The 22,830-nt window shown below is 60.8% G+C and carries 17 protein-coding genes; 3 read left to right on the top strand and 14 right to left on the bottom strand.

Features of this window, described 5'->3' with window-relative positions; genetic code table 11:
• Window positions 1-6: 6 nt before the first annotated feature.
• The 12 genes from P3T25_RS27880 to P3T25_RS27825 form a co-directional block, all read right to left on the bottom strand.
• Window positions 7-1,134: a type II secretion system protein gene (locus P3T25_RS27880; protein ID WP_429359933.1), complete on the bottom strand. Its 1,128-nt coding sequence runs from the start codon at window positions 1,132-1,134 to the stop codon at window positions 7-9.
• Entirely contained in the window at window positions 1,134-3,380 is a 2,247-nt protein-coding gene (locus tag P3T25_RS27875) for an ATPase, T2SS/T4P/T4SS family (RefSeq protein ID WP_429359931.1), read from the bottom strand. The genes P3T25_RS27880 and P3T25_RS27875 overlap by 1 nt, the downstream gene beginning before the upstream one ends.
• Before the next feature lie 16 nt (window positions 3,381-3,396).
• The gene (locus P3T25_RS27870; RefSeq protein ID WP_429359929.1) at window positions 3,397-3,906 is read right to left on the bottom strand and encodes a hypothetical protein; all 510 of its coding nucleotides are present in this window, start codon (window positions 3,904-3,906) and stop codon (window positions 3,397-3,399) included.
• Window positions 3,907-4,138: 232 nt separating this feature from the next.
• Complete coding sequence (locus P3T25_RS27865) at window positions 4,139-5,383, bottom strand: hypothetical protein (RefSeq protein ID WP_429359927.1); 1,245 nt, start codon at window positions 5,381-5,383, stop codon at window positions 4,139-4,141.
• A 92-nt stretch (window positions 5,384-5,475) separates the two neighbouring features.
• Window positions 5,476-7,089 carry a type II secretory pathway protein gene (locus tag P3T25_RS27860; RefSeq protein ID WP_429359925.1) on the bottom strand — a complete coding sequence of 538 codons (1,614 nt, stop codon included), beginning with the start codon at window positions 7,087-7,089 and terminating at the stop codon, window positions 5,476-5,478.
• A 3-nt stretch (window positions 7,090-7,092) separates the two neighbouring features.
• The gene (locus P3T25_RS27855) at window positions 7,093-7,653 is read right to left on the bottom strand and encodes a TcpQ domain-containing protein (protein WP_429359923.1); all 561 of its coding nucleotides are present in this window, start codon (window positions 7,651-7,653) and stop codon (window positions 7,093-7,095) included.
• Window positions 7,650-8,081 (bottom strand): lytic transglycosylase domain-containing protein, encoded by a 432-nt coding sequence (locus P3T25_RS27850; RefSeq protein ID WP_429359921.1) that lies wholly within the window; start codon window positions 8,079-8,081, stop codon window positions 7,650-7,652. Before P3T25_RS27850 ends, P3T25_RS27855 begins: the two co-directional genes overlap by 4 nt.
• A complete protein-coding gene (locus P3T25_RS27845; RefSeq protein ID WP_429359919.1) occupies window positions 8,081-9,376 on the bottom strand; it encodes a TrbG/VirB9 family P-type conjugative transfer protein in 1,296 nt (431 codons plus the stop codon). Before P3T25_RS27845 ends, P3T25_RS27850 begins: the two co-directional genes overlap by 1 nt.
• Window positions 9,373-10,191, bottom strand: a complete 819-nt coding sequence (locus P3T25_RS27840; protein ID WP_429359917.1) for a transglycosylase SLT domain-containing protein — start codon at window positions 10,189-10,191, stop codon at window positions 9,373-9,375. The genes P3T25_RS27845 and P3T25_RS27840 overlap by 4 nt, the downstream gene beginning before the upstream one ends.
• Complete coding sequence (locus P3T25_RS27835) at window positions 10,184-11,503, bottom strand: TrbI/VirB10 family protein (protein WP_429359915.1); 1,320 nt, start codon at window positions 11,501-11,503, stop codon at window positions 10,184-10,186. The genes P3T25_RS27840 and P3T25_RS27835 overlap by 8 nt, the downstream gene beginning before the upstream one ends.
• Before the next feature lie 8 nt (window positions 11,504-11,511).
• Window positions 11,512-12,387, bottom strand: coding sequence for a TrbG/VirB9 family P-type conjugative transfer protein (locus P3T25_RS27830; RefSeq protein ID WP_429360103.1), 876 nt, complete (start codon window positions 12,385-12,387; stop codon window positions 11,512-11,514).
• Window positions 12,387-13,088, bottom strand: coding sequence for a type IV secretion system protein (locus P3T25_RS27825; protein WP_429359913.1), 702 nt, complete (start codon window positions 13,086-13,088; stop codon window positions 12,387-12,389). The genes P3T25_RS27830 and P3T25_RS27825 overlap by 1 nt, the downstream gene beginning before the upstream one ends.
• An 809-nt stretch (window positions 13,089-13,897) precedes the next feature.
• Here P3T25_RS27825 and P3T25_RS27820 point away from each other — a divergent pair.
• Window positions 13,898-14,518 carry a hypothetical protein gene (locus P3T25_RS27820; protein ID WP_429359911.1) on the top strand — a complete coding sequence of 207 codons (621 nt, stop codon included), beginning with the start codon at window positions 13,898-13,900 and terminating at the stop codon, window positions 14,516-14,518.
• A 23-nt stretch (window positions 14,519-14,541) separates the two neighbouring features.
• Here P3T25_RS27820 and P3T25_RS27815 read toward each other — a convergent pair whose 3' ends face one another.
• The gene (locus P3T25_RS27815; protein ID WP_429359909.1) at window positions 14,542-16,038 is read right to left on the bottom strand and encodes a replication initiation protein; all 1,497 of its coding nucleotides are present in this window, start codon (window positions 16,036-16,038) and stop codon (window positions 14,542-14,544) included.
• Between the two features lie 1,260 nt (window positions 16,039-17,298).
• Between P3T25_RS27815 and P3T25_RS27810 the strand changes: the two genes are divergently transcribed.
• Window positions 17,299-18,516, top strand: a complete 1,218-nt coding sequence (locus tag P3T25_RS27810) for an AAA family ATPase (RefSeq protein WP_035481676.1) — start codon at window positions 17,299-17,301, stop codon at window positions 18,514-18,516.
• The gene (locus tag P3T25_RS27805) at window positions 18,513-19,487 is read left to right on the top strand and encodes a ParB/RepB/Spo0J family partition protein (RefSeq protein ID WP_429359907.1); all 975 of its coding nucleotides are present in this window, start codon (window positions 18,513-18,515) and stop codon (window positions 19,485-19,487) included. Before P3T25_RS27810 ends, P3T25_RS27805 begins: the two co-directional genes overlap by 4 nt.
• 777 nt (window positions 19,488-20,264) lie before the next feature.
• Here the strand turns inward: P3T25_RS27805 and P3T25_RS27800 are convergent.
• Window positions 20,265-20,492 (bottom strand): hypothetical protein, encoded by a 228-nt coding sequence (locus P3T25_RS27800; RefSeq protein ID WP_429359905.1) that lies wholly within the window; start codon window positions 20,490-20,492, stop codon window positions 20,265-20,267.
• Window positions 20,493-22,830 lie beyond the last annotated feature (2,338 nt).

Raw genomic sequence — 22,830 nt, 5'->3', positions numbered from 1 at the left:
CTTTCCTCAGTAATTGGCGCCAGCAGACGATGACGAGTCGAAGCTGACAGCACCGGTCGCGACATACGACCCGATGCCAAAAACGAAAAACAGGGCGACGGCAAATCCCAGCAGCACGTAATGCGTAATCCGGGCGTTGCGCCGGACAGTCGCTACCACGCGATCAAGCGAATTGCGTCCGAGCGACTTGATGGCCTGCACGAACTGGTCACGGCCCGCAGCGTCGGCGATGGTGTCCATCACCGTCTCGGAAAAGATTCCAGTGTCCAGCGCGCGCATCGTTTTGTCGGGATGCTGGGTGAGCCTGCGGCCCATGCGTATCAGATGCCATTTGAGCCACGGATCTGCCGTCTTCGTGAGCCGGTCGAGCGAAGCGCGCAGCGTCAGGTTCGAGTCGAATAGGCCTGCGAGCGAGACGATCAGCAATGCGGCGCGCAGATCACGCCGATTGCGCCACATCAGCGGCATCGCATCGATGCGGTTGCGCAGATGGCCGGTCCAGCGCCTGAGCGTGTGGAAATAGCCGAAAACGAGGCCTCCTACGATCGAGCCGCTCAACCACCAGTAGTGGTAGGCGAACGAGTCGAACGCATACAGCGCCTGCGCAAACGGTGACCATTCCGAGACGGGCTTTGTGTCGGCGACGGCGGGAAAGATGGTGCCGCCGAACAGCATCGCGTACAGATACATGTAGACAATGAGCAGCGCCGGATACGCCATCTGCAACGATGTTGTGCTCGCCAGCACAGCCTTCGCGTTGGCCGCCATTTCCGCGAGCTCGAGGCCGCGCACGGCTGCGTCCTGTTGGGTCGATGCGCCGGCGATTTCCAGCAGCGCGTACTCATCGGTCGGGATGTATGGCCTCATCGCATTCGCGAAGTTCTCGCCCGCCACCATCCGTTTGCCGATCGCCTGGAAGACAGGCCACGCGAGGCCCTTGCGGTCGCGGTGACGCTTCTCGAGCGTCGTGAGCCGCTCAAGCAGCGTCTCACGATTGCGCAGCCCTTTGGCGGCCACATCGAGCCGCGTTTCACGGTAAAAGTTTTCGCGCAGCTTGCCGAAGCGCCACGTTGCCACGCGCATACGTTCCTTTTGCGGCAGCATCATGAAGAGCGCATAAACGAGTCCCTTCATCACGACGGCATCCTCCCGTCACGGTCTGCGTAGATCCTGTAGTCGTCGAACGAGCGCATCGCCGTATCGATGAAACGCGGGTCGATGATTCCCTGCGACGCCTTGTAAAGCGCGTGCTCGTAGATCGTCTTGCCGGTCATGTCTTCATCAGCGAAGCCGGACACGCGGGTCGAGCGCCACACCTTCTCTGCACCACGCCAGTCGCGCACCGCCACCAGGTCGAGAAACTCCAGCGTCGGCCGGAAGATCTCCATGGCGAGCGTCTGACCTTTCGTGCCCGCTGCCACCTTTCCCGCCCGCGTGAAGAGGCCTTTGAGCCGGCAGTGCTCGCAGCCAGCGTCATCGCGGCATGCCATCGTCGACGTGTCGAGACCGAACTTCGTCTCGAGCCTCTGGACCTGATGCGCCGTCAACACGTCGCGCGCCGGCACCTTGCAGTGCGCACACAGCAACGGAATCAGCTTTTGGTTGGCGACGGCGTTCACGAACTTTTCGGATGAGACCTCGTCCATCGGCAGCTGCAGACGCCCGCCGGCGAGCCGCATGAACGCGCCAATTGCGCTGTCGGCATGCAGGGTCGTTCTGACCGGGTGACCGGTCAGCGCCAGTTCCGCTACCAGTGCCGCCATCACGCGGTCACGGATCTCGTTGACGGTCAGGTCATCCGGGTCCATCCGCATCAGTGTGCGGATCACCTCGGCCCCTTTGCGACTCGCGTCATCATCGGATTCGTCCGGCCGACGCGGTATCGAGATTTCCGAAAGCCAGGGATGCGGGAATTCGGATGGTTCGCTCACGACATACTGTTTGCGCAGATCGCGCGACGAGAGCATGTACGAGAGCGCGCGCAGCAGCGTCGATTTGGCTGACCCCGTCTCACCCGTGAAGATCGATACCCCGCCACTCACGTTGCACAGTGAGCCGAGTATCTTCAACTGGCTGCGTGTGAGGCCCATCTGTTCCGGCATCAACAGCTTCAGGTTCCGGAAATTGCCGTCGAGCAGTCGCAACGCCACATCGAAGCCGCCGACGACCGGTGAACTCTGCCAGCGGATGTTCAGAATGTCCGTGTTGACGACGAGCGGGATCATGGCCGACTGAGGCGCGCTCGGCTGGAATGTCTCACCCGAATTCGTGTTGCGTGCGACGAGATCCTGATAGGAGGCAGACAGGGCGCGACGCACCAGCGACTTCGACAGTTTGCGATACGTGTACAGGTCACCGTTCACGCGAAAACGCACTTCGACATCGTCGTTGAAGTCGCGGTACTCGTAGTGAACATCGCCCGCGCCGTATTCATGGGCAGCTTCTGACACATCGCGAAACGTTCCGATCGCGCGCGACGTTTCCGGGATGATGGCCGCCGACCGGTTTCGCTCGCGAGCGTAGATCGCGGCGATGACCTCCGCGTCGGCGATCATCTCCTCATGCACCTTGATGTCGGCGCGCTCGAGATCCTTCAGGTACGTCGGATAGAGCGCGGACTCATGAAACGATTGAGTCGTGATGACAATCGCCATGCCCGCCTGGACCTCTACGGCCACGAACTCAGCGCGAGCGGCGTCAGTGACGCGCAAGGTTGCGTCGGCGCCGCGTTCGCTCAGGATTCGCTTGAAGAGGAGTGCATCAGCCGAGGCGAGCTGAGGTAATCCAGGAGCGAAGTACTCTTCACCCAGTTCCACGACCGGTGTGGAAACCGCGTGAGCCTCGTGAACTTCGCTGGCGGGCGACGCGGTGGCGTCCGCTACATCTTCTGCAGGCGTTGCCGTTGTCGCGTCCTGCTCAGCCTCAGCAGCCACGGACGGCTGCGCGTCCTCCGCGAGTCCGGCCTCACCAGCAGCGGTAGATACTGACGCTACAGAGGCATTGACCGTTTCGGCCGCTCGGTCGCCAGCTTCCTTTACCCCCTGTTCGGCTCGTTCTGCAAACGCATTGAGGTCCGGCACAGGCGATCGACCACGCAACTCGTCGTCATCGTGCACGTCGACGTCACTGATGTCGGCCGACCGCAGTCGCATGCCGAGGGTCATCGGCTGCCCGTGCTTTGTCTCAAGTGGTTCGGCTTTTACCCTGGTGCTTTTGCCCGTGAAACGCGGCTCACGGTCGCCAGAGTCCAGTTTCTCCGAGCCGGCGATCGGCATGGCCGAAGCGGAGTCTTCCGAAAAGCCAGCCCGGAACGCGCGGAAGCGACCGAAGATGCCGCCCGTGGACGGCTCGTTCTTTTCAATGCCAGAAAACATGCTCATGGTTAGCGTCCCTGAATTAGCGACCAACAGCGGAAAGAGGCATCGACGGCGGCAGCGGACCCGACAGGTCGGGCAATCCACGACCCGCCATCCCGATCACCGCCGGTTGCTGCGTATCCTGTGCTGGCGTGCCACCGCTGATCGTTTCCGTCCACGTGCGCGCGCCCTTGCCCGACCCTTCCGCAACGGTGACAACAAAACCATCGACGCGGGTGACTGTCCATCCATTGAGCAGCTTTGCTCCGACGTGTGCTGGATACGATGCGTTGCGGTACTCGTATAGAACCGAAGGCCCGCTCATATCGCTGAATGCACCGACGAAACGCACAGGTTCCGCACGTGTCCGTGCGGGCGCCAGCTTTGGTACCGGGGCGGCCACGGCCGGAGTCGCAGGAGGAACAAGCTGCGCCGGGTTGGCACTCGCGGTCGGTGCTCCCACGTTTGACCCGCCAACGAGTTGGCGCAGCAATTGCGATCGCGTGACCTTGTCGGCCTCGTCGATCGAGAGATGAGATTCCCCTGGCACCGACGCGCCGACGACGGGCGTGGACTGTGGGGCTGCGGACTGGGGGGGTGCGGACTGTGAGGCTGCGCCCATGCGCGCGGATGCACCGCTGGCCGGCGATTCTGCGCCAAGGTCAAGATCTGCCGAGGGCAGGTGCGAACTGACCGTTTGCGTATGTGGCGGCGTCGCTTTTGGCTGGGCATGTGCCGCGCCTGACGCAAGCACCAGGGCGCACGCAAGCGCCGGCAGGCTTTTAGTTGAGAACATAGTATTTGCCCTTCGCTGTGAAATGGATACCGTTCTGGATGTTTGTCCCGCCGCTTTGCGATCTGCTCGCGCCGGGTTCTCCCAGCTTCAGTTCGACGGTCATTGTGTCCAGCGTCATGTTCGACGGAAGCCTCGCCAGTAATGGCGACTGCCATCGGTAGCCGCTGATCGTCCATTCGCCCACGCGGATCATCTGCGCCGGGCGGGAATCGGTTGTGCCCATCGGGACCGCGAGAAGCGGTTTTGGGGGATCGAGGTGCACGGTGTAGCCGTAGCTGTCGAGCTCGAACGGTTTTGCCGAAAGCTGTTGTGGCGGTGTCTGCAAGGCGTCGATCAACCCCTGTTCAGTGAGCCACGTGCGCTGGTCCCTGGCACTCACGAATGCGACGGCAGGAACCTGGGGGCCGCGCGCCCCCGCATGCAGACCGTCGGGATCAAAATGCAGCGGCCGCATCGCCTCGGGCGCCGCCTGGCGAAGATCATCGAAGCTGCCGCCATACCGGCGCAGGGTCTCCGCGCAATAGCCCTGTGTGCCACACACCACCTTTTCGAACACCCAGCCCGCGACGACCGTCTCGCTGTTACCAAGCGTCGCAAGCAGAGCCGGCGCGAGCAGATTTGCGCGCGGCATCTTTGCGGCAAACGTCTGCTGCACAGCGGCCGCGTACTTTTCTTCGAACGACGGTTCGCGTGGTGCGGGCGGCGCAGGCGGATTGAGGATGTCGGCCAGTTGCATCCCGCCGAAAACGAGCGCGGCACCGATGACGAAGACCGGCACAATCGTTGGAACGCTGGCCGGGACCTTGCCGACCCGGGCGGTTCTGCGCGCATCGAGTAACGCTGCCGCACCAAAGTTCTCGTCAACATCACCTACAGCCGGACCAGAGCCGAGCGTCGTGAGCGGGAGGTTCAGCTTCAGACATTCCTGCTCGATGGCAAGCTTTCTGTCCCGTGCCTGCAGGACTGTGAGCACCTCATCGCTGCGCACGACACCGCGCACCACGAAGACCACGTGCACGCGCTGATCGTCCTGCAGCAGAACGACCACGGCGGCTTTGCCCTTGACCCGGTCATGCTGGGCGATGCGCGCGGCAGCCGAGTACAGTTTCGCGCCCTTGATCTCCGCCATTTCTGGCGCACAGAAGCCACCGATGACGTCCTTCCCGATCCTGTATTCGACGTAATGGGTCGCGCCGAAATCATCGGCATAGCGACGGCGTTCGGCCCGCATCTGACGCGATGGATAGGCGCGCCACTCCAGTCCGAAGACGAGACGCGCGTTCTTTTCGCGCGGCAGTGGTTCGGTAATGTGCATGCCGCTGCTCACATCGACGGGACGACCGAAGCCGTCAGCATGATGACCTGGAAGGTCTTTGCCTTGTTCCAAAGCCCGGTGATACCGGCGATCCCGCCATTGGTCGTGCTGTCAGCGTGGTCGGTCATCTCCCCGTACAGCACAACCGTCTGTCCGTCCGAGAGCGCGACGATCTGATCGTCCTTGCTGCCGACCGTATGTGCGAGCTGGATCGTCTGCTGGGTCTGGCCAGAGCCGACCGACTTCTCGGTGAAGGGGCCGTTCAGCTTCGAACTGTCGCTCCAGTAAGCCAGCACGATCTGGTTGTGATCGTTCACCGACGGCAGGATATTCACGAAGTCGCCGGTCGTCACGGTGCCCGGATTCAGACCTGGCACGCCACCGGACGTTGCCGTCAGGCTACCTGCGGAAGACGTCGTCGATCGCAGGTAGTCGTCGCTCTGGAACGACGCGATCGACACCGGCAGGCCATTCAGCGTCAGCTTGGTCTGCGTGTTGTCCTGCACCGTGCGACCGTACTGGTTCAGCGCGTTGATGACCGCATTGGTGCCGGAGAACGGTGCATTCGGGCGCAGCACCGACATACCAAGCGTGCCACCACCGGACGAAAGCGACGTGGGTGAGACAAAGGTGATCGCGTACTTTGCAAGACCACCCTGAATCGCGTTAAACACAACATCGGCATTCGCACCCGCCTGGCTACCGCGATTCAGCGCAATCTGCAATGTGCGCACGCGGATCGCGACCTGACGCGTGGATACCGCGTTTTCCTGTGCGAGCAGCTTGCCCATCGCATCGGCGGCCTCGCGTGTGTCGTGCACCATCACCAGTCGGCTTTGGGGATTGACGTTGACGCGGCCCATCGGCGAGCGGAGTTTGTTCAGTGCGTCCGTGATCGACTGGATCTGGTCGAACTCACCTTGACGGCCGGTCGAGGTCTGCGCGGAGAACGAACCCGTGTCGCCGCTTCCGCCTCCACCGCTGCCGTTGGCCTGATTGCCGGTGGACGTGTCCATGCCCTTGGACATGGTCGACTTGATGGAGACCTTGCCCGGAATCGCGGCGATCTGGTACATCCGCGTCACGAAGCGCGTGATATTGATGGTCGAACCATCGAACGACCAGTCAAGGCCGAGATCCTGCGTCATCCGGGTCAGGTACTCGCCCGCCGATCCGTCGAAGACCTGCGCATAGACCGGCTTTTCATAACTGCTGCCGCCGGCGCCGCCGCCCGATGTGGACGAGGCACCCTCACGTGGCACCAGTGAACTACGCGGCACAAAAACGTCGGGGCTCAGGTGAACGGCATAGCCCGTCGCGCCGGAAACGAGATTAGCGATCTGGTTGATGTCGAGGTTCGCCGGCATCGTGATGCGCTTTTCGCGAAACGTCGCCGGCAGCGTCGCTTCATAGGCGACGGGCACGAGGCGATCGCCGAGGAACGCTGTCGGCACATCTTCAACGAGTGCCATCGAGCCAGGCAGATTGTTCATGGCCGCACTCGCCGCACCATTCGCCGCGTCGTAGGCCGAGTTCACATCGCCCTGCGTGACAGCGCAGCCAGCAATAACAAGCGAGCACGCAGCGGCAATCGCAGTCTTTAAAATCGAAGCGTGGCGCATCGGTTACTCCTGACAGTTGGCCGCGCGTGCCACGACGCGGATGACGTTGTTCGAATGACGGCATACGCGTGTGGGCACCCGCATATGGTTGGTGGCCTTCATCACCTGCGTGAGGACGGACGTGAAGTCGCCTGAGAACGTTGCGTTGAATTCGAGCGGCAGATCGTCGTCGACCTTCCATGCAAGTTGCCAGCCCTGCGTCTGCAACCAGCGATCGAGGGCGTTGCGCAGATTGCGGTCCGCCGGCGACACAGAAAACGTGAGCACACCGCTGGAAGGCGCTGTTGCAGAGGGGAGTACAACGGGAGCCACCGCCATCGACGCGGGTGCAGTGGAAAGGGGCAACGCCGAGGCGCCCGCAGCCGGGACGAAAGGTTCGCCAGACACATTGCCAGCCGGAACACCGGACAGGACCTGCCAGCCATCGCCCGCGGGCCCACCGCCGTGCGATTGATTGAGATCGGTCGCCGCGCGCGTCCATGCGGGCCCGGCGACGAGCAGTACGGCGGCGAGTACGCGCGCGAAAATGCGCACCCGGTCATTTCGTTCGATGGTCACATTCATTGTTGTTGCCCCAGCCGCTGCAGGCGGCGATAAATGGCGTTTGCGTAGATCAGTTGTTTCTGCGTCGAGACCGCGTTATAGGCGCCGACGGCCTTCCACGTCGGCCCGAACTGCCGGATATTCGATGCAAGAATCCACGTGCCGACGTAGCCGTTCACGCATGGGTTGAAGAGGTCCTGACGATGGATTCCGTAGCGCGCCAGCCTGGGCAGCCACGACGAATTGATCTGCATCAGGCCGATGTCTTCGGTGCCGTTGCTGTTCAGGTTCACCGCGTTCGCACGCATGCCCGACTCGTGCTGTGCGATCGCATGGACGAGCTGCGTACTCACATGCTGGTACGCGGCCGCGTCGTCGAGGCAGTCTGCGTGCGCGAGCGGCACGCAGAGCGCAGCCACGGCACCTGCGAAGACGTGGGTCGTCCGCATCACGATTTCGCCACCGTTGTGGCGGACGTCGTGGCCGGCGCGGGGCGCTCGAAATACTTCACGTCGTGACGGCGCGTGACATTGACGGTGGTGCCGTCAGCCGTGACGATGAACTGGTCCGCCGTGCCGTTGAACATGTAGTAGCGGCCCTTCTGCTCGCCTGAGCCGAGGTGCTTCACATCGCTCACATGGACCTGGACGACCGAGTCGGCGAACTTGAAGTACGTCTGGCCGTCGCGGTCGAACACAGCCTCAAGATGGGCAGCACTGGCCGTGTCAAAGTCGTACACCGTGCCCGCCGACCGGCCCACCTCCACCGTGCGCGTACCGTCGGAAACCAGCATACGTTCGGCCCGCTCGACGGTCATGACGCCGGTGTCGTTGTCCCATTTCGGGTGCAGCGAACGGTCGTCGAGCGTCTTGAACGTCAACTCCGTCACCGGTTTCGCCGCAAAGCGGATCTGCGTATGCGTGTCGTCGCCGTCCCGGATCGCCTGCGCGCCGAAGTACTGGGCGAGCAACGACGCTGACGGCGCACCGGCTGCCGATCCGCCTGCCGCGCCTTCCCGCGCCGCAACCGTCTGCGCGATTGCGTCCGGTTGCGATTTCTGGCCGGCAGCGTAATTGAGCGCGCCCGACTTCGGCGCGTCCCGGTGCAAGCGGATATGACGCGTCGTGAAGTCCACGTCGGCGTAGAGACCGCATTGCGTCAGCAGGCGGTCCAGCGCCTGCATCCAGTTCTCGCCGGAGCGCGTGGCGAAGCTGCTGCTTTCGGTCAGATCCACGTCTTTCTGCGCCGATCCGGTCCAGCCTTGCGGAGCGAGCGCTTTCACGACTGCCGCGACAGGCATCGTGGCTTTGAGCACACGCACGGGCTCGAGTGACCCATGCGTGCCGATTAGGACCAGTCGATTCGTAAAACCGTCGAACGCAGCGGGCTGGTCGTCGCGCAACGATGCGAGCGGGCCGGGCGCGCCAGCACCGATAAACGCGTTTGCCTTCGTCCAACGTGCGCTTGCCGCGCGTCCGGCGACCGTGTAGGTGATCGTCTCCGGTGTGCCGTCGACAACGACATACGGCCCTTCCTGATGACCGCCTGTTGCCGTGATGACCTGGCCGGCACGAGGCTGGATGTACGTCTTCGATCCGTCGTTGAAGATCAGCGCGGGGCGCTCGGCGATGCCACCCGCGATCTCGTAGTCGAAATCGAACGGGTCAGTGTTTGCGGCGTGCGACGCCAGGACCACCGACAGCGTGGCGCAGGCGAAAACGATGCGGGAAACAGCGTGCTTCATAGTCCGGCCTGAATCTGGTTGAGGTGCCGCGCAAAGCGCGCGAGATACGCCTGGCCCGGGACCGGATTGGCGCTGTGGTAGTAGGCGATCGCCTTCGCAACCGAATGCGTCTTGCTGTAGTTCTCGTTGAGAATGTCTTCAGCGACACGGATGCTCGTCGCGGGTGCGAGCGCATCCCAGGGCGAGGCAAACCGGTGGGAGTGATACCCCCAATTTATCTGCATGATGCCGACGTCGAAGTCGCTGCGGCCGTGGGCAATCAGTGACTGCACAACGCGATAGGCGTCCTCGCGCGTACGAAAGAAAAAGCCCTGCCCTGCGATGTTCAGCGTCCACGGCCAGGCGCGACCGTTGCGGCCCGACTCGTTCAGCGCGATGCCCGCCAGCACCTTTGGATCGACGGTCCTGTGCATCAGCTCGAAAGGCGCGGTCACGCTGGCGCAAGCCCAGCCGCCCCGCCCTTCCGCGATCGCCGCCTGCGCTTCGTCATCGAGCGCTGCCGGCTGCAGCCAGCCTTTCGACACGAGCAGGCGCTCAAGCGGCACCTCGCGGGCATCGACCGATACTGTGATGCCGGTGTCCGGGCTGCTCCCGACCGGCTGGCCAACAAGGGGCGCCGCCCACGACTCGAATGCGCGCAGGCCGCACCAGACCACGGGCTTCCCGTCGAATGAGGCGAGCGCGCGCGCGTTGCCGTGCGCGAGCACCACGTTCGTGGGACTGATCACCTCGGCGATCGTCGAGGCCGACGCGACGTTCACGGTCGCGCACAGCAGCGTGCAGAGAAAGAGCCGCGCAGCAGGTTGCTTATTCATCGCGGTACGGCTCCAGCACGATGTCGCGATTGACCTTCAGCATGAAGCGGCGCTTGCCCGGATCGTCGGTGATCGTCGGCGGGATGTTCTTGTAACGCTCCAGTATCGATTGCGCGGTCTGTGCGGCGACCTGCCCGCCCGTGCTGCCCACCTGGGTGACGCCAAGCGGGCCGGTCGTCGTGCTGGTGTCGCCGCCATCGTACTTACGCAGCAGGATCGCGACGAGAAACGAGGTCCCGAAGATCTTGAGGAAGTGGTTGTTGACGTCGCCCGAGAAGCCCGCCGCGCCGTCACCGTCCGCACCCTGTGCGCCATAAAGCGGCACATGCTTGCCGTTAGGCAGTCGCAGTTCGCTGGCAGCAACAAGAATGCTTTCCTGGCCGGGCTGGATGTCGGAACTGTAGGGTGCGGTGATGAGACTGCCCTTCGGGATCATCAGGCAGTCGCCACGCACGCTGTCGTACACGTCGCGCTCGACAACGAGTGCGGCCGTGCCCGGGCGGTCGGAATTCAGCTTCTCGGTCGCGAGCACGCCAATGTGATGTGGCGGTGACAGCACGCAACCGCGCGCCTGGCCCACAAAGCCACCACGCGGAAAATCGCGCCCGTTCTCCGACTGCGCCGAGACGTTTTTCATGAAGGTGCTGTCATGATCCTGCGTCGAATAGGGCCGTGCGCCGCCCTGCTGACCACCGACTCCGGCAGCGGAAAGCGCGGCCGCAACCCGGTCACCTACCGAGCCGGCCGCAGCCTGCTGCGCAGCAGCCTGTTGCGCTGCGACCTGCGCAGGCGTGGGGATGCCGGCAAGCTGGTTAGGCTGCTGCATGCCGGGATCCTTGACCTTCAGGCCAGCCTTGAAAATAGGCGAGGCATAGATTGCGTCCTCATCCGATTTCGCCTTCATCGACTGCGTGCCCTGATCGTTGAGAAAGCCGTCGGCTGTCAGCGACGGATCGGCGCCCGAGCCCGGCGCCGAAGCCGGCGACTGGCCTGAAGCGCGCGCCGCTGCCGCCGCACGTGCTTCGGACGCCGCCAGCTTGTGCGCTGCACTGAGCTGGTCGTCGATCGTTTTGTCGAGATCCTGCGTGCTGTTGGACCGGTCCACCACTTCGGCGGCCTTCGCCTTCTTCTGCAGTGCGGTTTCCTCGTCGGCCTTGGCGTTCTCCTTGACCTGGTAGTAGAAACCGAGCGCGCCGATAATCAGCGACGTGATGAGGCCCGCCGCAATGAGCGCGTTACGAGGCGACTTGCCTTTGAACAGGGCGGCCTGTACGCCCGATTGATCGTTCTGCTGTCCGTTCTGCTGGTTCATCGTCAGCCTCAGAAGCCGAACAGACCCGGACGGCGCCGCTTCACCGTCACTTCTTCATTGGGCGCACGCAGCACGATCTCGCTCGCGAGCTCCTGTACCACGATGTACTGGCCGCGTCGGATGAAGTTCGGGCTGACGGTGTCGCCGTGGTCCTTGACCAGCGGCACCGCAAAGGGTGCGTCGGCGGGCAGTCGCAGCCACACCGACTTGCCGTCGTCGAATACCGTCTCAGGCCGGAACGAGGCCGAGCCGGATACCGAGTAATCAAAATTCAGCTTGTCCGGCGAAACGCCAATCGGACCGGAATCGGTGCCAACGCTGCCGTCGTCACTTCGGAAGCCGCCGGCGTCGCTGGCCTGTTCGCGCGCGCGGACCTTGGCCATGACCGATCCAGGGTAGTTGAAGCGGACCGTCTGATAGAACAGGCCGCCCATTGGAGACGACACGAGCGTCATGTCGTACTCTCGGAAATTCGTCGTCAGGTGCAGCGTATTAACGAGCCCCGGCTTCACGGGCTTCACGAAAACGTGGTTTTCACCATCGGTATCGATCACCCACTGGATAGAGTCGCCCATGGCTGGATCGGTCGTGAGCTTCTCGCCCTTCGCCAGTTCGATTGTGGTGTTCTTCAGCGGCGCGGTCATGATCCGGTAGATCTGGTCGCGGCTGTACGGAAACACCGCCATGCGCGCGTCGCCCGGCATGGTCACCGGGTCTGAACCGGCGTTGTAGGGATTAACGGGGCTCATCGGATCGCTCACCGCCGTGGCAAGATCGAAAGAGGCCGGCGAGCCGCCTTTCCTCGCGGCGAAGACGGGCGACGTGGCGGAGGCCGCGCACGCAAAGGCGGCGACCCACAGGGCGAGCGTGCGGGAGGCGATCATCATTGGGTCTTCTGGATGGAGAACAGCGGATAGAACAGGCCGAACGGGTTCGAGCCGAGCGCATCTTCGGACGCTGGCGGCACGATCTGATAGCGGAAGGTCAGCGCGTACTTCTGGACGACCGGCTTGTCCGTCGGCTGCTGGCTTGTGCTCGTGCTGAATTCGACGACCGCTGTGGAGTCTTCGAGCAGCGCGACGTTGGTCACGCGTGGCTCCCGCACGAGCTTAGGGTTAAGCGTGATCGCCTGGAATGGCGCGTCGGCTTTGATCCAGTCTGCGAACTGGTTGCGCGCATTCCCAGTCATCATGGCCTTCACGCCGTTGACGTTGCGGGCCATGCGCGATGACTGGATGTCGTCGGTCAGCACCGGCTCGATCGTGAACCAGCGCTCGACGGTTTCACGCAGCGCCGTGCGAATCGCCTGATCGTCAGGCTTGTACGAGGTCAGCTGCGTGACGACAGGATGTCCATTGACGTCAGAGGAGACGCCATACGATTTCACCACCGACGGCGCGGGGTTTCGCGTGTAGACAGCCCCGCCTGCAACGAAAACAAGAAGGAAAGCGAACGTCTTCCAGTGATTCGCTTCGACGCGCAGGCGCGTGCCCATGTCGAAGATGATCTTTTCGGGATCTTCTTCGGAATAACCGCCTGGTGCGGTGGAGAGAGCTACCTGTTTCTTGCTGCGGAATAAGCGCATGACGAACGATCCATTGAGGCCGACTCAATTGAATCAGTCCGGAGGGGAATCGGGTCATGCGAAAGATGAGCGTTTTACGTCCGCTTTCCACCATTCAAGGGGTTGGCAGCGCAACGGTTTAGCCGGTTCAGACACACTTCCCGCAAAGCTGCGGTATTTCGTCGGCTTTTAGGGGTCACTTCGTGGTGAGAGCCGTGTAAGGTCACTTGAGAGTGGTCCCGTTGAAAAATATTTTGCACGTGCAAAACTAGGGGAATTCGCGCCATCTTCGAGACGAAGACCAAGAGAAATTGTTGTGCATTCAAAGATTTAGTCCGCCCATTGGGTGCTGCGACGCCGGTGACGGGTGTCTGAACCGGTTCAGACTCCTTTTGCTGATTTTGCAATAAACGACCGCGGCATACCGACCCGTCGGGGCCGATTGTTACGAATCAATAGTGACAACAAGACTCGCCGAGTTACAACGCGCCACAAAAGCCCGGCGCATGGGTGCCCCTCTGCATTCGGCTGCACATCCGCGCCCTGATGTCTTGGCTTGGTCGTTCTGCTTTGTTGCAGCGAGGAGGATCTTAAGGCGGTGCAGATAAGCGGGAAGTCTGCAAGTTTAGAAACCTGGCAGCGGATCGTGGAACGAGTAGTGGACGGATGCCGAGATTTCGCGCCTGCTTCTGCTTGGCACGGGGGGCCAGAAAGTAAGCACCGGCCAAGCGCTTTTATAATCCTCTGCAATTCGCGAAGCATTTCGACTCCGGCCAGCACCCGTGGCGCTGGCCCATATTTTTTAGTTGACACAGCAGCCAAGGCCTAAATTGGAAATAAATAATCTTCCACATCGTGACGTTCTGACTCGCCACACGGCGGCTGCGTATCATCGGCGGCTGAAGCAGGACCATGCGCCCATCTTAGAAATGGGTCGATTCTATCTTTCCATGGTTGAGCGAAATGTCTGGCCAAGCCAGACCGCTATGGCTTTGGAACTAGGCGTCTCGATATTCCAGATCTCGCGCAGGATTAGCGCGGCCCGCTTGCCTGAATCGGTACTCGCCTTGTTTGCCACAAAGACAGCCCTCTCGTTTTCGCATGTAGCGACACTGCAAAAGCTACTAAAAGAATTCGGAGAAGCCGAGATCGTTAATCGATCGAACTCGGTATCGTCGGGGGCCTCAACAAGCGAGATTTTGTCGATCCTTGCGACCGAAAAAGGATCTTCGCCCAACGGAGTCAGGATAAGCAGGGTCAAAGGCCAACGTTATCTTCGACTTGACATCCCCAACGTGGCGGAGATCGCGCCATACCTGGAAAAAATCGAGCAGATGCTGAATCTCTTGCTGTCGGCCGGCGGAGCGAGTACTTGGGGACACAGGTCGAAACTCGACAGAAGCGCCGGCGCTTCAGCGAGAACTGCCGGAAGCGAACGCAAAAGCCAGTAAGGCTAGTTAGTGCGCCTTTACGTCTACTTGCGTTGCACACGTCCGGCTTTTCTAAGTTCGCCGGCAACAAAGGAGCCAAAGGTATTGGCGATATCCGGAAAGGTCAGGATGTTCGCCTCTGTTACCTGGGCAGGTCTAAGCATCTGACGTTCAATCGCCCGGAGTCCCATCGTGCTCGATGCGACAAACTTGCGGACAAGGTCCTCCCGTTTCTTCTTGTCTGCCGTGTCAAAGTATTCGCGCGCGAGGCGGATCTCTTCGTGTCGACGCTGTTCGGCTGCGGCGTTAGCTGCCGCTAAGTTGGCCGCTACTGCTTTTTGAATGTCGGACTTGGACTCCTGTTGAACCGACGCCGCGTCAACCAGTTGAGCCTGAATCAACTCAACCTGCTTATCGGCTTCGGACACTCGGTAGTTGTCCGAAAGGGCTTTCATCATGTACCCCGCAGCCGTTTTAATCTTGTCGCCCTGTCGGATTCTCCACCGGGTGTATTCGATGGCGTGTTGAATGCGCTCATCGGTCCACACTGCCCGGTTCTGCGCGATTGTCTCAAACTGTTTTTCGGACAGAGCGAATTCCTTCTGCAGCGTCATGAAAAGCGCTACCGAATTGAGCATATCCGCCTTGGAGGCCACAGCTGCCTCCTTGCGCTTGAGCCTGAAGCGAATCTGGTCTTTCTTTCGCGAACCCGGTGTCCCTGCCCGGGTTTCATACGACAGCTCGATGTCAGACAGCTCGTTGATTTGGCTCACGGCTGGCTCTAGGTAATCACGCTTGAAGTATTTAAATTCAGCGTTGTTTGCCCATGACTTTCCAGGCAGGTTTCTAACGAGGTCCAGCGGCAGCCACTCCGTTACCGCATGCGGAACGAAAGGCAGGACATGGTCGTAGATTGCGCGCGCATAGATGAGCGTAAATCTCGAGGTGATTAACAGGCTAGTCCAGTAAGAGTTCTCGGGGTCCTTGATGAGGCGTTGCAGTTCAACCGGCACCCTGAATCGAATCCGACCGTTTCTGACACTGACGCGGCCTATCAGCTCAAGCCAGTCGCCATCCTCATTCTCGACCACCAAGTCTTGGTCATCCGCCTCTTCATCGACTGCCCTGCCCTTTTCGCCACCGCTTTCAACGGACTCTTCCACCATCCGTCCAGCCGAATCGACGGACACGACTGGGGCGCTTGTCACTTCGAGCATGGAAGATTTGACGCTACGAATGACGCTGGAAAAATGCTTCTTGTTTTTACTGTCATAGCGCATCAGCCATTTGAAAAAGCTGAGCGTGACATCGTAGGCTTCTTGAATCTCAGGGTCCTGCGCGACGATAAAGTACGCGGCGTCGACGAAACGCCTAGCGGATAGACCGAGGCCAATAATGCGAGCAAAGACCCGGTTCTTTTGATAGCCGATATCCTTGTCAGAGACGGCCTCATTGATAGACCCTCGTGTCGGCGCCATTTCGACGAAAAGGTCAAGCGCATATTGAAGCGGGGTCACTCGCCGTTCGACGCTGCTGGCCATGCATGTTCCCTGAAAAATGCAGCTATTCTTCTACCAAAATTTCAGCAGACTCTAAGCATATAAAGGTGAGATGTCAATGGATGCGTCTCACCTTTCGCGCCGTCGACGACCGCAGGTACAACATCTCTCACCTTCCGTACAACAAGTCTCACCGCCAATTCAGACACGTGGCGCTCAAACCTCTGTGCGGCCGGGGTTCCGCCCGTTTATCCACAGACCTGCCGCCAAATCTCTCACCTCAGGACGGGCTATTGCACCTTCTCTCACCTCCCGGTCCAACGAGTCTCACTTTTACCCTTCAGATTTCTCACCTGAGAGGTACATTTTCTCTCACCTGTGACACATCAACTCTCACCCTACACGCCTTAACTTATTGATATTAAAGAATTCTGATTTTCCCTGTTGGTTTGTAGGTCGGTTTTTTTTTATAAAACAACCTACAAACCGGGGCGCAGGTCATCGCGCGAATCAAGCTCCCGCCCCACGGGGCGCCGTATCAACTGCAGCTTTCCCAACTGCCGATCTTCGATCGGCTTGCGTCGCAAGCGCCGGGGAATCCGACCCGAAGAGATTGAGAGCGCGTGATGCGGATGAAAGTGGGCGTCGTCAAGCTGGCAGTGAGGCCAAAACAGCTAAAACAGATGCCGGACGGACCAAGCTGCAGTTGCTCTACGAAAGGTGAGAGATTTTGTACGCGTGGCCTTGCTTTGAGATTCCTCGAGGAGCGTACGCTACAGAATCTCCCACCTATTCAGTGGACTGGCGATGGCCAATGGAAGTGCGCTTCCGTGGGGAGCCTTCGTGCATCGGTAGGGTGAGAAACTTTGTGCCCAATAAGCTGTTACATGGGCAACCGGACAAACCGAGTACACAATCTCTCACCTATAGCTCTGGTTCGTGGTTAGTGAAAGGGGAACGTGAGATGTCCGCGGTGTCGAGCCGCGATTCTCGTGCCGCAGGTCCGCTTTCCTGCCTCGACATGTCTGTTTTTTCCCAACTACGGCAGCAGCCTGATTACGTCGTTTCTTACATCGCGACCGGAACACGGTCACCTCGGCTCGTGTAGCTTGGCAAAGGTGAGAGATTTTGTACCTGTAGCGGCGGCGACTCGTTGGCCGTCTGTCGCTGGGGCTGGGCGTTGAACATATAGAAAACAGTGGTTTAGGCGCGACTCTTCAGATTTCAGGCGATGAAACAAGCATGTTTTTGCGTTTTTCCTGTATTCTCCGTTTAGCTTCAATTTCCAGGGAAAACTCAGAAATGGCCAATGTCAGTCAACCGATGCCGATAGACCGAACCGTGACGCTTGAGGAAATCTCCGATTTCGCGGACGTCGTCACCGATTATGCAACTGAATTGCGAGACCAGATTCTGGCGCCGCGCCCGCGTAAGGAAGCACCGGTGTTCACTACGGGTGAGGTCGCCGAGCTGTGTGGGCTGACGCGCCAGCAAGTGCAATACCTTGCAACGAAGGGGGACGGTGTCTTGCCGGAGGGGCAGTCCACGGGAACTGGCCGAAGCCGTAGTCGGCTGTTCACATTGGTTGAAGCTCGAAACTGGGTGCAGAAGGTATCGAACATTTACCAGACGCCGCTGGTAGTTGGTCCGAGTGACTTTGAGGGCAAAGTGGTCGTTACCTCGCAGCTCAAGGGCGGTTCGGCCAAAACTACGTCAGCTATGTGTCTTGCCCAAGGGCTGAGCTTGCGCGGGAGAAAGGTTGCGGTAGTTGACCTCGACCCCCAGGCTTCCCTTTCGGAGCTGTGTGGCTTGTATGCCGAGAAGGAAGTCTTTGCTGACGACACGGTGCTCCCTTATATCTATGACCAGAAGGTAGAGGGCGGCCTGCTGGCGAAAGTGCAGAAGACTTATTGGGATGGGCTAGACATCATCCCCGCTCATACTGAGCTGGTCGGCGCCGAGTATCACCTTCCAGCAATGCAGATGAAGATTCCCGGCTTCAAATTCTGGCAGGTGCTGCGCGACGGGCTTGCGCCTTTGCGCAAGCACTACGACTACATCATTCTCGACACGTCGCCTTCTCTTTCGTACCTGAATCTGAATGCTCTGTTAGCCGCGGACGCGATGGTGATGCCCATGGTCCCGGAGAATCTCGACTTTTTTAGTTCACTTTCGTTCTGGCGGCTTTTCTCCGACGTTGCCAAGTCCTTTATCAAATACGAATCCAACAAAAAGTATGACTTCGTGTCCGTCTTGCTGACTCGTGTGAATTACAGCACCACTTCCGCGGCTCCTGTCGTACGCACTTGGGCGCAGGGCGCTTACCGGCACTGGCTGTCGCAGTTCGAGGTTCCAGCTAGTTCCGTGATGAGTTCGGGCGCGCTCGCGTTCACTACCGTATTTGACATCAGCAGCTCACACAGCCAAGCCAAGTCCTTGGCGCGGGTAAGACAGCCGCTCGTCGACTACTGCCAATGGGTTGACGACATGTTCGTCCAACAATGGAGGCCAGCACAATGAGCAACGGCAATATTCGTGACCAGATGCTGGCCAAGACCGCCGGTCTTCGGTCGACAGCGGAAAGAACCCCCGACGCCGGCCGGCGCGCGAGTCGCACAGAGACCGCGCCGGGTATGGCCGGGGCATTGGCGGCCGCGCAATTAAGGGTGCAGGAACTGGAGTCGACGGGCACGTCGTCGCAATTGCCTGTTTCCGCCATCGTCCCGAATCCTTGGCAGCCACGGCGAGTATTCAATGAAGCCAAACTGTCTGAGCTGGCGGAATCGATTCGAGAAGTGGGGCTAATGCAGCCCATCGTTGTTCGGCGCGTCGAGTCGGCGTACCAGATTGTCGCCGGGGAACGCCGCTGGCGGTCACATAAGATGCTCGGGCTTGAGAACATCAAGACAGTAGTGATCGAATGCTCCGACCAGGACATGATTGTCTTGGCGCTTGTCGAGAATCTGGGACGGGACGACCTGTCTGACTATGAGGTGGCCATCTCCATCCGGCGGTCTGAGACTGAGTTTCCGAGCCGCAAGCGGTTGGCGGAATCACTTGGCCTGTCACGCACTGGCCTGTACCAGTTTCTCGCGTTTCAAAATTTGCCTGACTTCATCAAGAACGACCTCGATTTGCAGCCTGGTCTTCTCGGCTGCAACGCTGCTGAGGAGGTTGTTTCTGCTCTGAAGAAACACGGGGCGGACGCCGAATTGGCAGCGCGAGAACTGTGGCCAGACGTTGTGAAAGGCGAGTTGGCTCAAGGCAAATTCGCTCCGGCAATTGTCGCCATGGTCACACGTCGCGCGACCGGGACGGCGGCTCGGGAGCGCCTCATTGAGAAGTTTTTCGCCGGCAAGGACCAAGCTGGAAGTATTACCAAGGACGTCAACAATTTCACGGTCAAAATCAAGACCGGGTCCTTGAACGAGGCGCAGGAGACTCGAATACGGCAGCTCATTAGTGAGCTGTACAAGGGTGAGCCTCGCTGAACGTCAGGCGTGTCCCGCATAGAAAGGCCCGCTTCGAGCGGGCATTTTTATATCCAGTCGAGGCTATGCTCGGTGTCAGTAATACTGACACTCTAGCGAGCAGCACAGAACTGAAGCTGTGGACCGGCCGGTTTGGAGGATGTGTCAGTATTACTGACACATTCAAACTGCCGTCGGCGTATCAATAAAACTGCCAAGCGACAAGCTGCTTTTGAATCTTGCGCCGCTGAGAAATCAGCGACCGTTTAGGCCGAACTATGAACACCCAGAGCGTTTACTTGCCGCGCGCTCAGATTCTTGTCGACGGCATCGGATCTGGCGCTGGCGGTTCTGGGCACCCTGAAGGCGCGTGGCCGCGGTGGTTAGACTATTTCTGCGTCCGCGCAAACGACTCGGCACATGAATATCTCTACCAAACGGGGCTTCTGCCTCGTCCCCCTTTAAGGTGTTGCTTCAAGTGGGTGAAGTGAGCCCAGAAGAGGCCCAAACACAAGCGAGTGCACAACCGGTCGAGAGTCGACTTGGGATCAGCCAGGGACTCCGCATCAATGATGGTTCGTGACTGGCGCGCCGCTACGCCCCGTGTTTCGGCGGAGCACTGGCGAGCGGCGTTGGTGAGCGCCCTACGTGCCGTCAGTGTCCGCCACGCCAATCGCGCTGACAAGGGCCTTCACGGCACGGCGGCGCCCGATAGTCGCGGTATGTCGACTGTTAGCGGGTCGCGCGTTCGCGTGCCAGGTGCGTTGCAAGCGCGCGCTTCAGCGGCTCGTCGACGTACTAGTTGAAGGTCCGTTGATCGGCGTGGCCCATGTTCTCGAGCGCCGATCGGGCGTCAAGCCCGTATTTGAGCGCCTCTGGGAGCCCTTTCGCGTAGCTGTGCCGCCGCCAGTGGGTGGAGGCTCCGGCAAACTGCTTCAGCTCCTTTTCGTCGACGTCGCGCCCGGTCGCCCGGGCATGCGCGAAGGCTTCATCCCACTGGCCGGTGATCGCGTCCCAGATCGCCACGCGGTGCCGGACGCCCTTCCACTGACCAAAGCGGGTACGGCGGGCCGACAGCACCAGCGGCAGAGGGGCGCCCGGCGCCGGGACGGGCGGCAGACTGAAGGCGAGCCGGTAGCGACAGGGCGCCCTCGTTACACGGTACCCAGCGTTCCTTGCCACCCTTGCCACTTTCCACATGGAGCAGCCACTGGAACTCGGGTGCGTCCGGGAATTCCCGGCGCAACACCCCGGAAACACGGTGGATCTCGACATGGTGCATCCGGCACTTCACCGCTTCGGTGGTGCGTAGCCCCGTGCGCGAGAACGGTTCCACCAGAAACCGGTCGCCAGCCTTGAGCAGTTCCCTTGGGCGGGTGCCTTCTGCGCGGCTGTCGATTGCGTCGCACGGCAGGGTGCACAAGTCGGGAGGCGCGAATCGCACCTGCTATCCTGGTATGCGCCGGCCGACGGCGGGATTGATCTTTAGGTAGCCGACGTTGCGCGGCCACTCGAACAGAGACGTGACGATTTTCTGGGCCTGGCCGGACGAGCGGTCAGTGAGCGGCCCGAGGAACGGCGGCCAGTCCGGTGAACCGCGCCGGACTGCGCGCGTGCGGATGGCACACGGCGCCGGCCGCTTGCAGGAAGGCGATGAAGCCGGCGAAGTCGTCTAGGGTCCACGCGGAAGTCGGCGCGCCCGTCTGCCGGGCATACCAGAAGAGGCGCTCCGCCTTGATCCTGTACTGCGCCAGCTAGTGGTGGCCAGCCGCCCGCGGCCGGTTGCCTTGGCGGTCAGCCAGCGGGCGACGATCTCCTCGCCGGTCATGGCTGGTGGGAGGACCGGGCTCTCCTACCGATTCGCAGGCGTGCCGGCGCGGGCGGCGGCGCCGCCTTCACGCTGAAGCGGCAAGGTATCGCGCGCGCTCATGTCATGTCCTCCGGAAAGCCCGTAGCATAGGGCGCGGCAACGGCTTCTGCGTTGGGTGAATCGTCGTGCGCGACGATCAGGAATTCGTCCACGACGACGACCGGTAGGGCCAGCACGGGGAAGGGTAGAGGGCAGCGGAGGAACGAGAAAAATAGGAGTCCGACCCTAAATAATTCAGAGAACGGAGCGGCTGCGGCGCGCGGACAGCGTCACGTCGTGTGGCCGTGCGCGGCTGGCTGCATGAGCCGTTCGCGGACCTGCCCCACCGGCTCGTCGCACATACGCTGGTGCGCACCGCGGCCGGCGCGCTCATCGCTGGCTGGCACCGGTCGACGTACACCGGCCCGGCCGGCAGCTGGCCCACTAGCGTGTTGAGCAGTGCGCGGAGCATGCCAGCCGACGGTTGCGGGGAGGGCGGGACGCTCATACCGCGTTGCTGGCCGATGCATGCGCCGTGCTTGACGGTCGCGCCTGCCGAAGCGATCCCCCTGGCAGTGCTCCAGCACGACGGCCGGTGGGCGTTTTTTGACGCTGGGGACGATCCGCAGTACGCCGAACTCGGCACCGCCTTGCGCCGACGGGAGGTGCTCGCGGTGCGGGCAGGAGCCGCCACTGCTGCCCGGCTGGAAACCGGTGCCGGCAGACTGCCACGGCAATGCCGATCGCTGGGTGGCGGCACACTCGGGCGATGAACTCAGACGGAATACTGTGTTCCTTCGATGCGCACGCCGTCGAAGTCGCGGTGAACGGTGGCCACCGATGCTCCGAAGTTTAAGGGTAAACCCTCGGCTAATTTGAGTGAGGGCTGTATAAGCCCCATACAAGTTAGCGGACATTATGGCGGTAATGTCCGGTTGTTCGACGTAGCCGCATGCGGGCGTGGTGGAGGCCAGTTGCCGCACAATCGCGACGTCAGTGCACCGCAGACGCTGACCAAGATGGGCGCGACGGCCGGCGAACCGGTCGCCATTCCATGCCGACGTGCGAGAAGTGGTCGCCAGCCGCGCCGGTCGGCGATGCTCGTGCTGCGGCATGACGAAGATCTGCATCCCGATGCACGACCGTGAAACACTCGGCAGTTAAAGGGGGGCGGACGGAAAACCAGATAGAGCGGGGCTTTACAGCGATTTTGGTCGGAATGTTTCACGAAAAGCGGCGCCATTTCTAGCCAGGCGCGTTTCATCAGCGCGTTTTCCATCGACCGGACGTTGCGCACCACGCTCGTTCGCTCGTTTGTATTGATTCGAATGCTAAACGTATCAAACGCTACGTAATGAATCGAAGCGTTGCTGTCCGCGTAAGGCGACATCGACCAGCAAATTTCCGTGACTGATGTGGTGGATCACAAGTTAACACCATTAAACGTAACCCTGATACGTGGAGTATCAGGGTTGGAAGGGCGAAAAAAAATGGCCCGCACCTTCGCGGACCCGG

Origin of the sequence: Paraburkholderia sp. GAS32 (assembly GCF_050434225.1) — a bacterium.
Classification (GTDB): Bacteria; Pseudomonadota; Gammaproteobacteria; order Burkholderiales; family Burkholderiaceae; genus Paraburkholderia; species Paraburkholderia madseniana.
This window is presented reverse-complemented; position numbering and strand designations above follow the sequence as displayed.

Excerpts from the sequence above, each read along its gene's own strand:
- P3T25_RS27880 (WP_429359933.1), bottom strand. The coding sequence starts at position 1,134 with ATGAAGGGACTCGTTTATGCGCTCTTCATGATGCTGCCGCAAAAGGAA.
- P3T25_RS27875 (WP_429359931.1), bottom strand. The coding sequence starts at position 3,380 with ATGAGCATGTTTTCTGGCATTGAAAAGAACGAGCCGTCCACGGGCGGC.
- P3T25_RS27865 (WP_429359927.1), bottom strand. The coding sequence starts at position 5,383 with ATGCGGGCCGAACGCCGTCGCTATGCCGATGATTTCGGCGCGACCCAT.
- P3T25_RS27860 (WP_429359925.1), bottom strand. The coding sequence starts at position 7,089 with ATGCGCCACGCTTCGATTTTAAAGACTGCGATTGCCGCTGCGTGCTCG.
- P3T25_RS27855 (WP_429359923.1), bottom strand. The coding sequence starts at position 7,653 with ATGAATGTGACCATCGAACGAAATGACCGGGTGCGCATTTTCGCGCGC.
- P3T25_RS27850 (WP_429359921.1), bottom strand. The coding sequence starts at position 8,081 with ATGCGGACGACCCACGTCTTCGCAGGTGCCGTGGCTGCGCTCTGCGTG.
- P3T25_RS27845 (WP_429359919.1), bottom strand. The coding sequence starts at position 9,376 with ATGAAGCACGCTGTTTCCCGCATCGTTTTCGCCTGCGCCACGCTGTCG.
- P3T25_RS27840 (WP_429359917.1), bottom strand. The coding sequence starts at position 10,191 with ATGAATAAGCAACCTGCTGCGCGGCTCTTTCTCTGCACGCTGCTGTGC.
- P3T25_RS27835 (WP_429359915.1), bottom strand. The coding sequence starts at position 11,503 with ATGAACCAGCAGAACGGACAGCAGAACGATCAATCGGGCGTACAGGCC.
- P3T25_RS27830 (WP_429360103.1), bottom strand. The coding sequence starts at position 12,387 with ATGATCGCCTCCCGCACGCTCGCCCTGTGGGTCGCCGCCTTTGCGTGC.
- P3T25_RS27825 (WP_429359913.1), bottom strand. The coding sequence starts at position 13,088 with ATGCGCTTATTCCGCAGCAAGAAACAGGTAGCTCTCTCCACCGCACCA.
- P3T25_RS27815 (WP_429359909.1), bottom strand. The coding sequence starts at position 16,038 with ATGGCCAGCAGCGTCGAACGGCGAGTGACCCCGCTTCAATATGCGCTT.
- P3T25_RS27810 (WP_035481676.1), top strand. The coding sequence starts at position 17,299 with ATGGCCAATGTCAGTCAACCGATGCCGATAGACCGAACCGTGACGCTT.
- P3T25_RS27805 (WP_429359907.1), top strand. The coding sequence starts at position 18,513 with ATGAGCAACGGCAATATTCGTGACCAGATGCTGGCCAAGACCGCCGGT.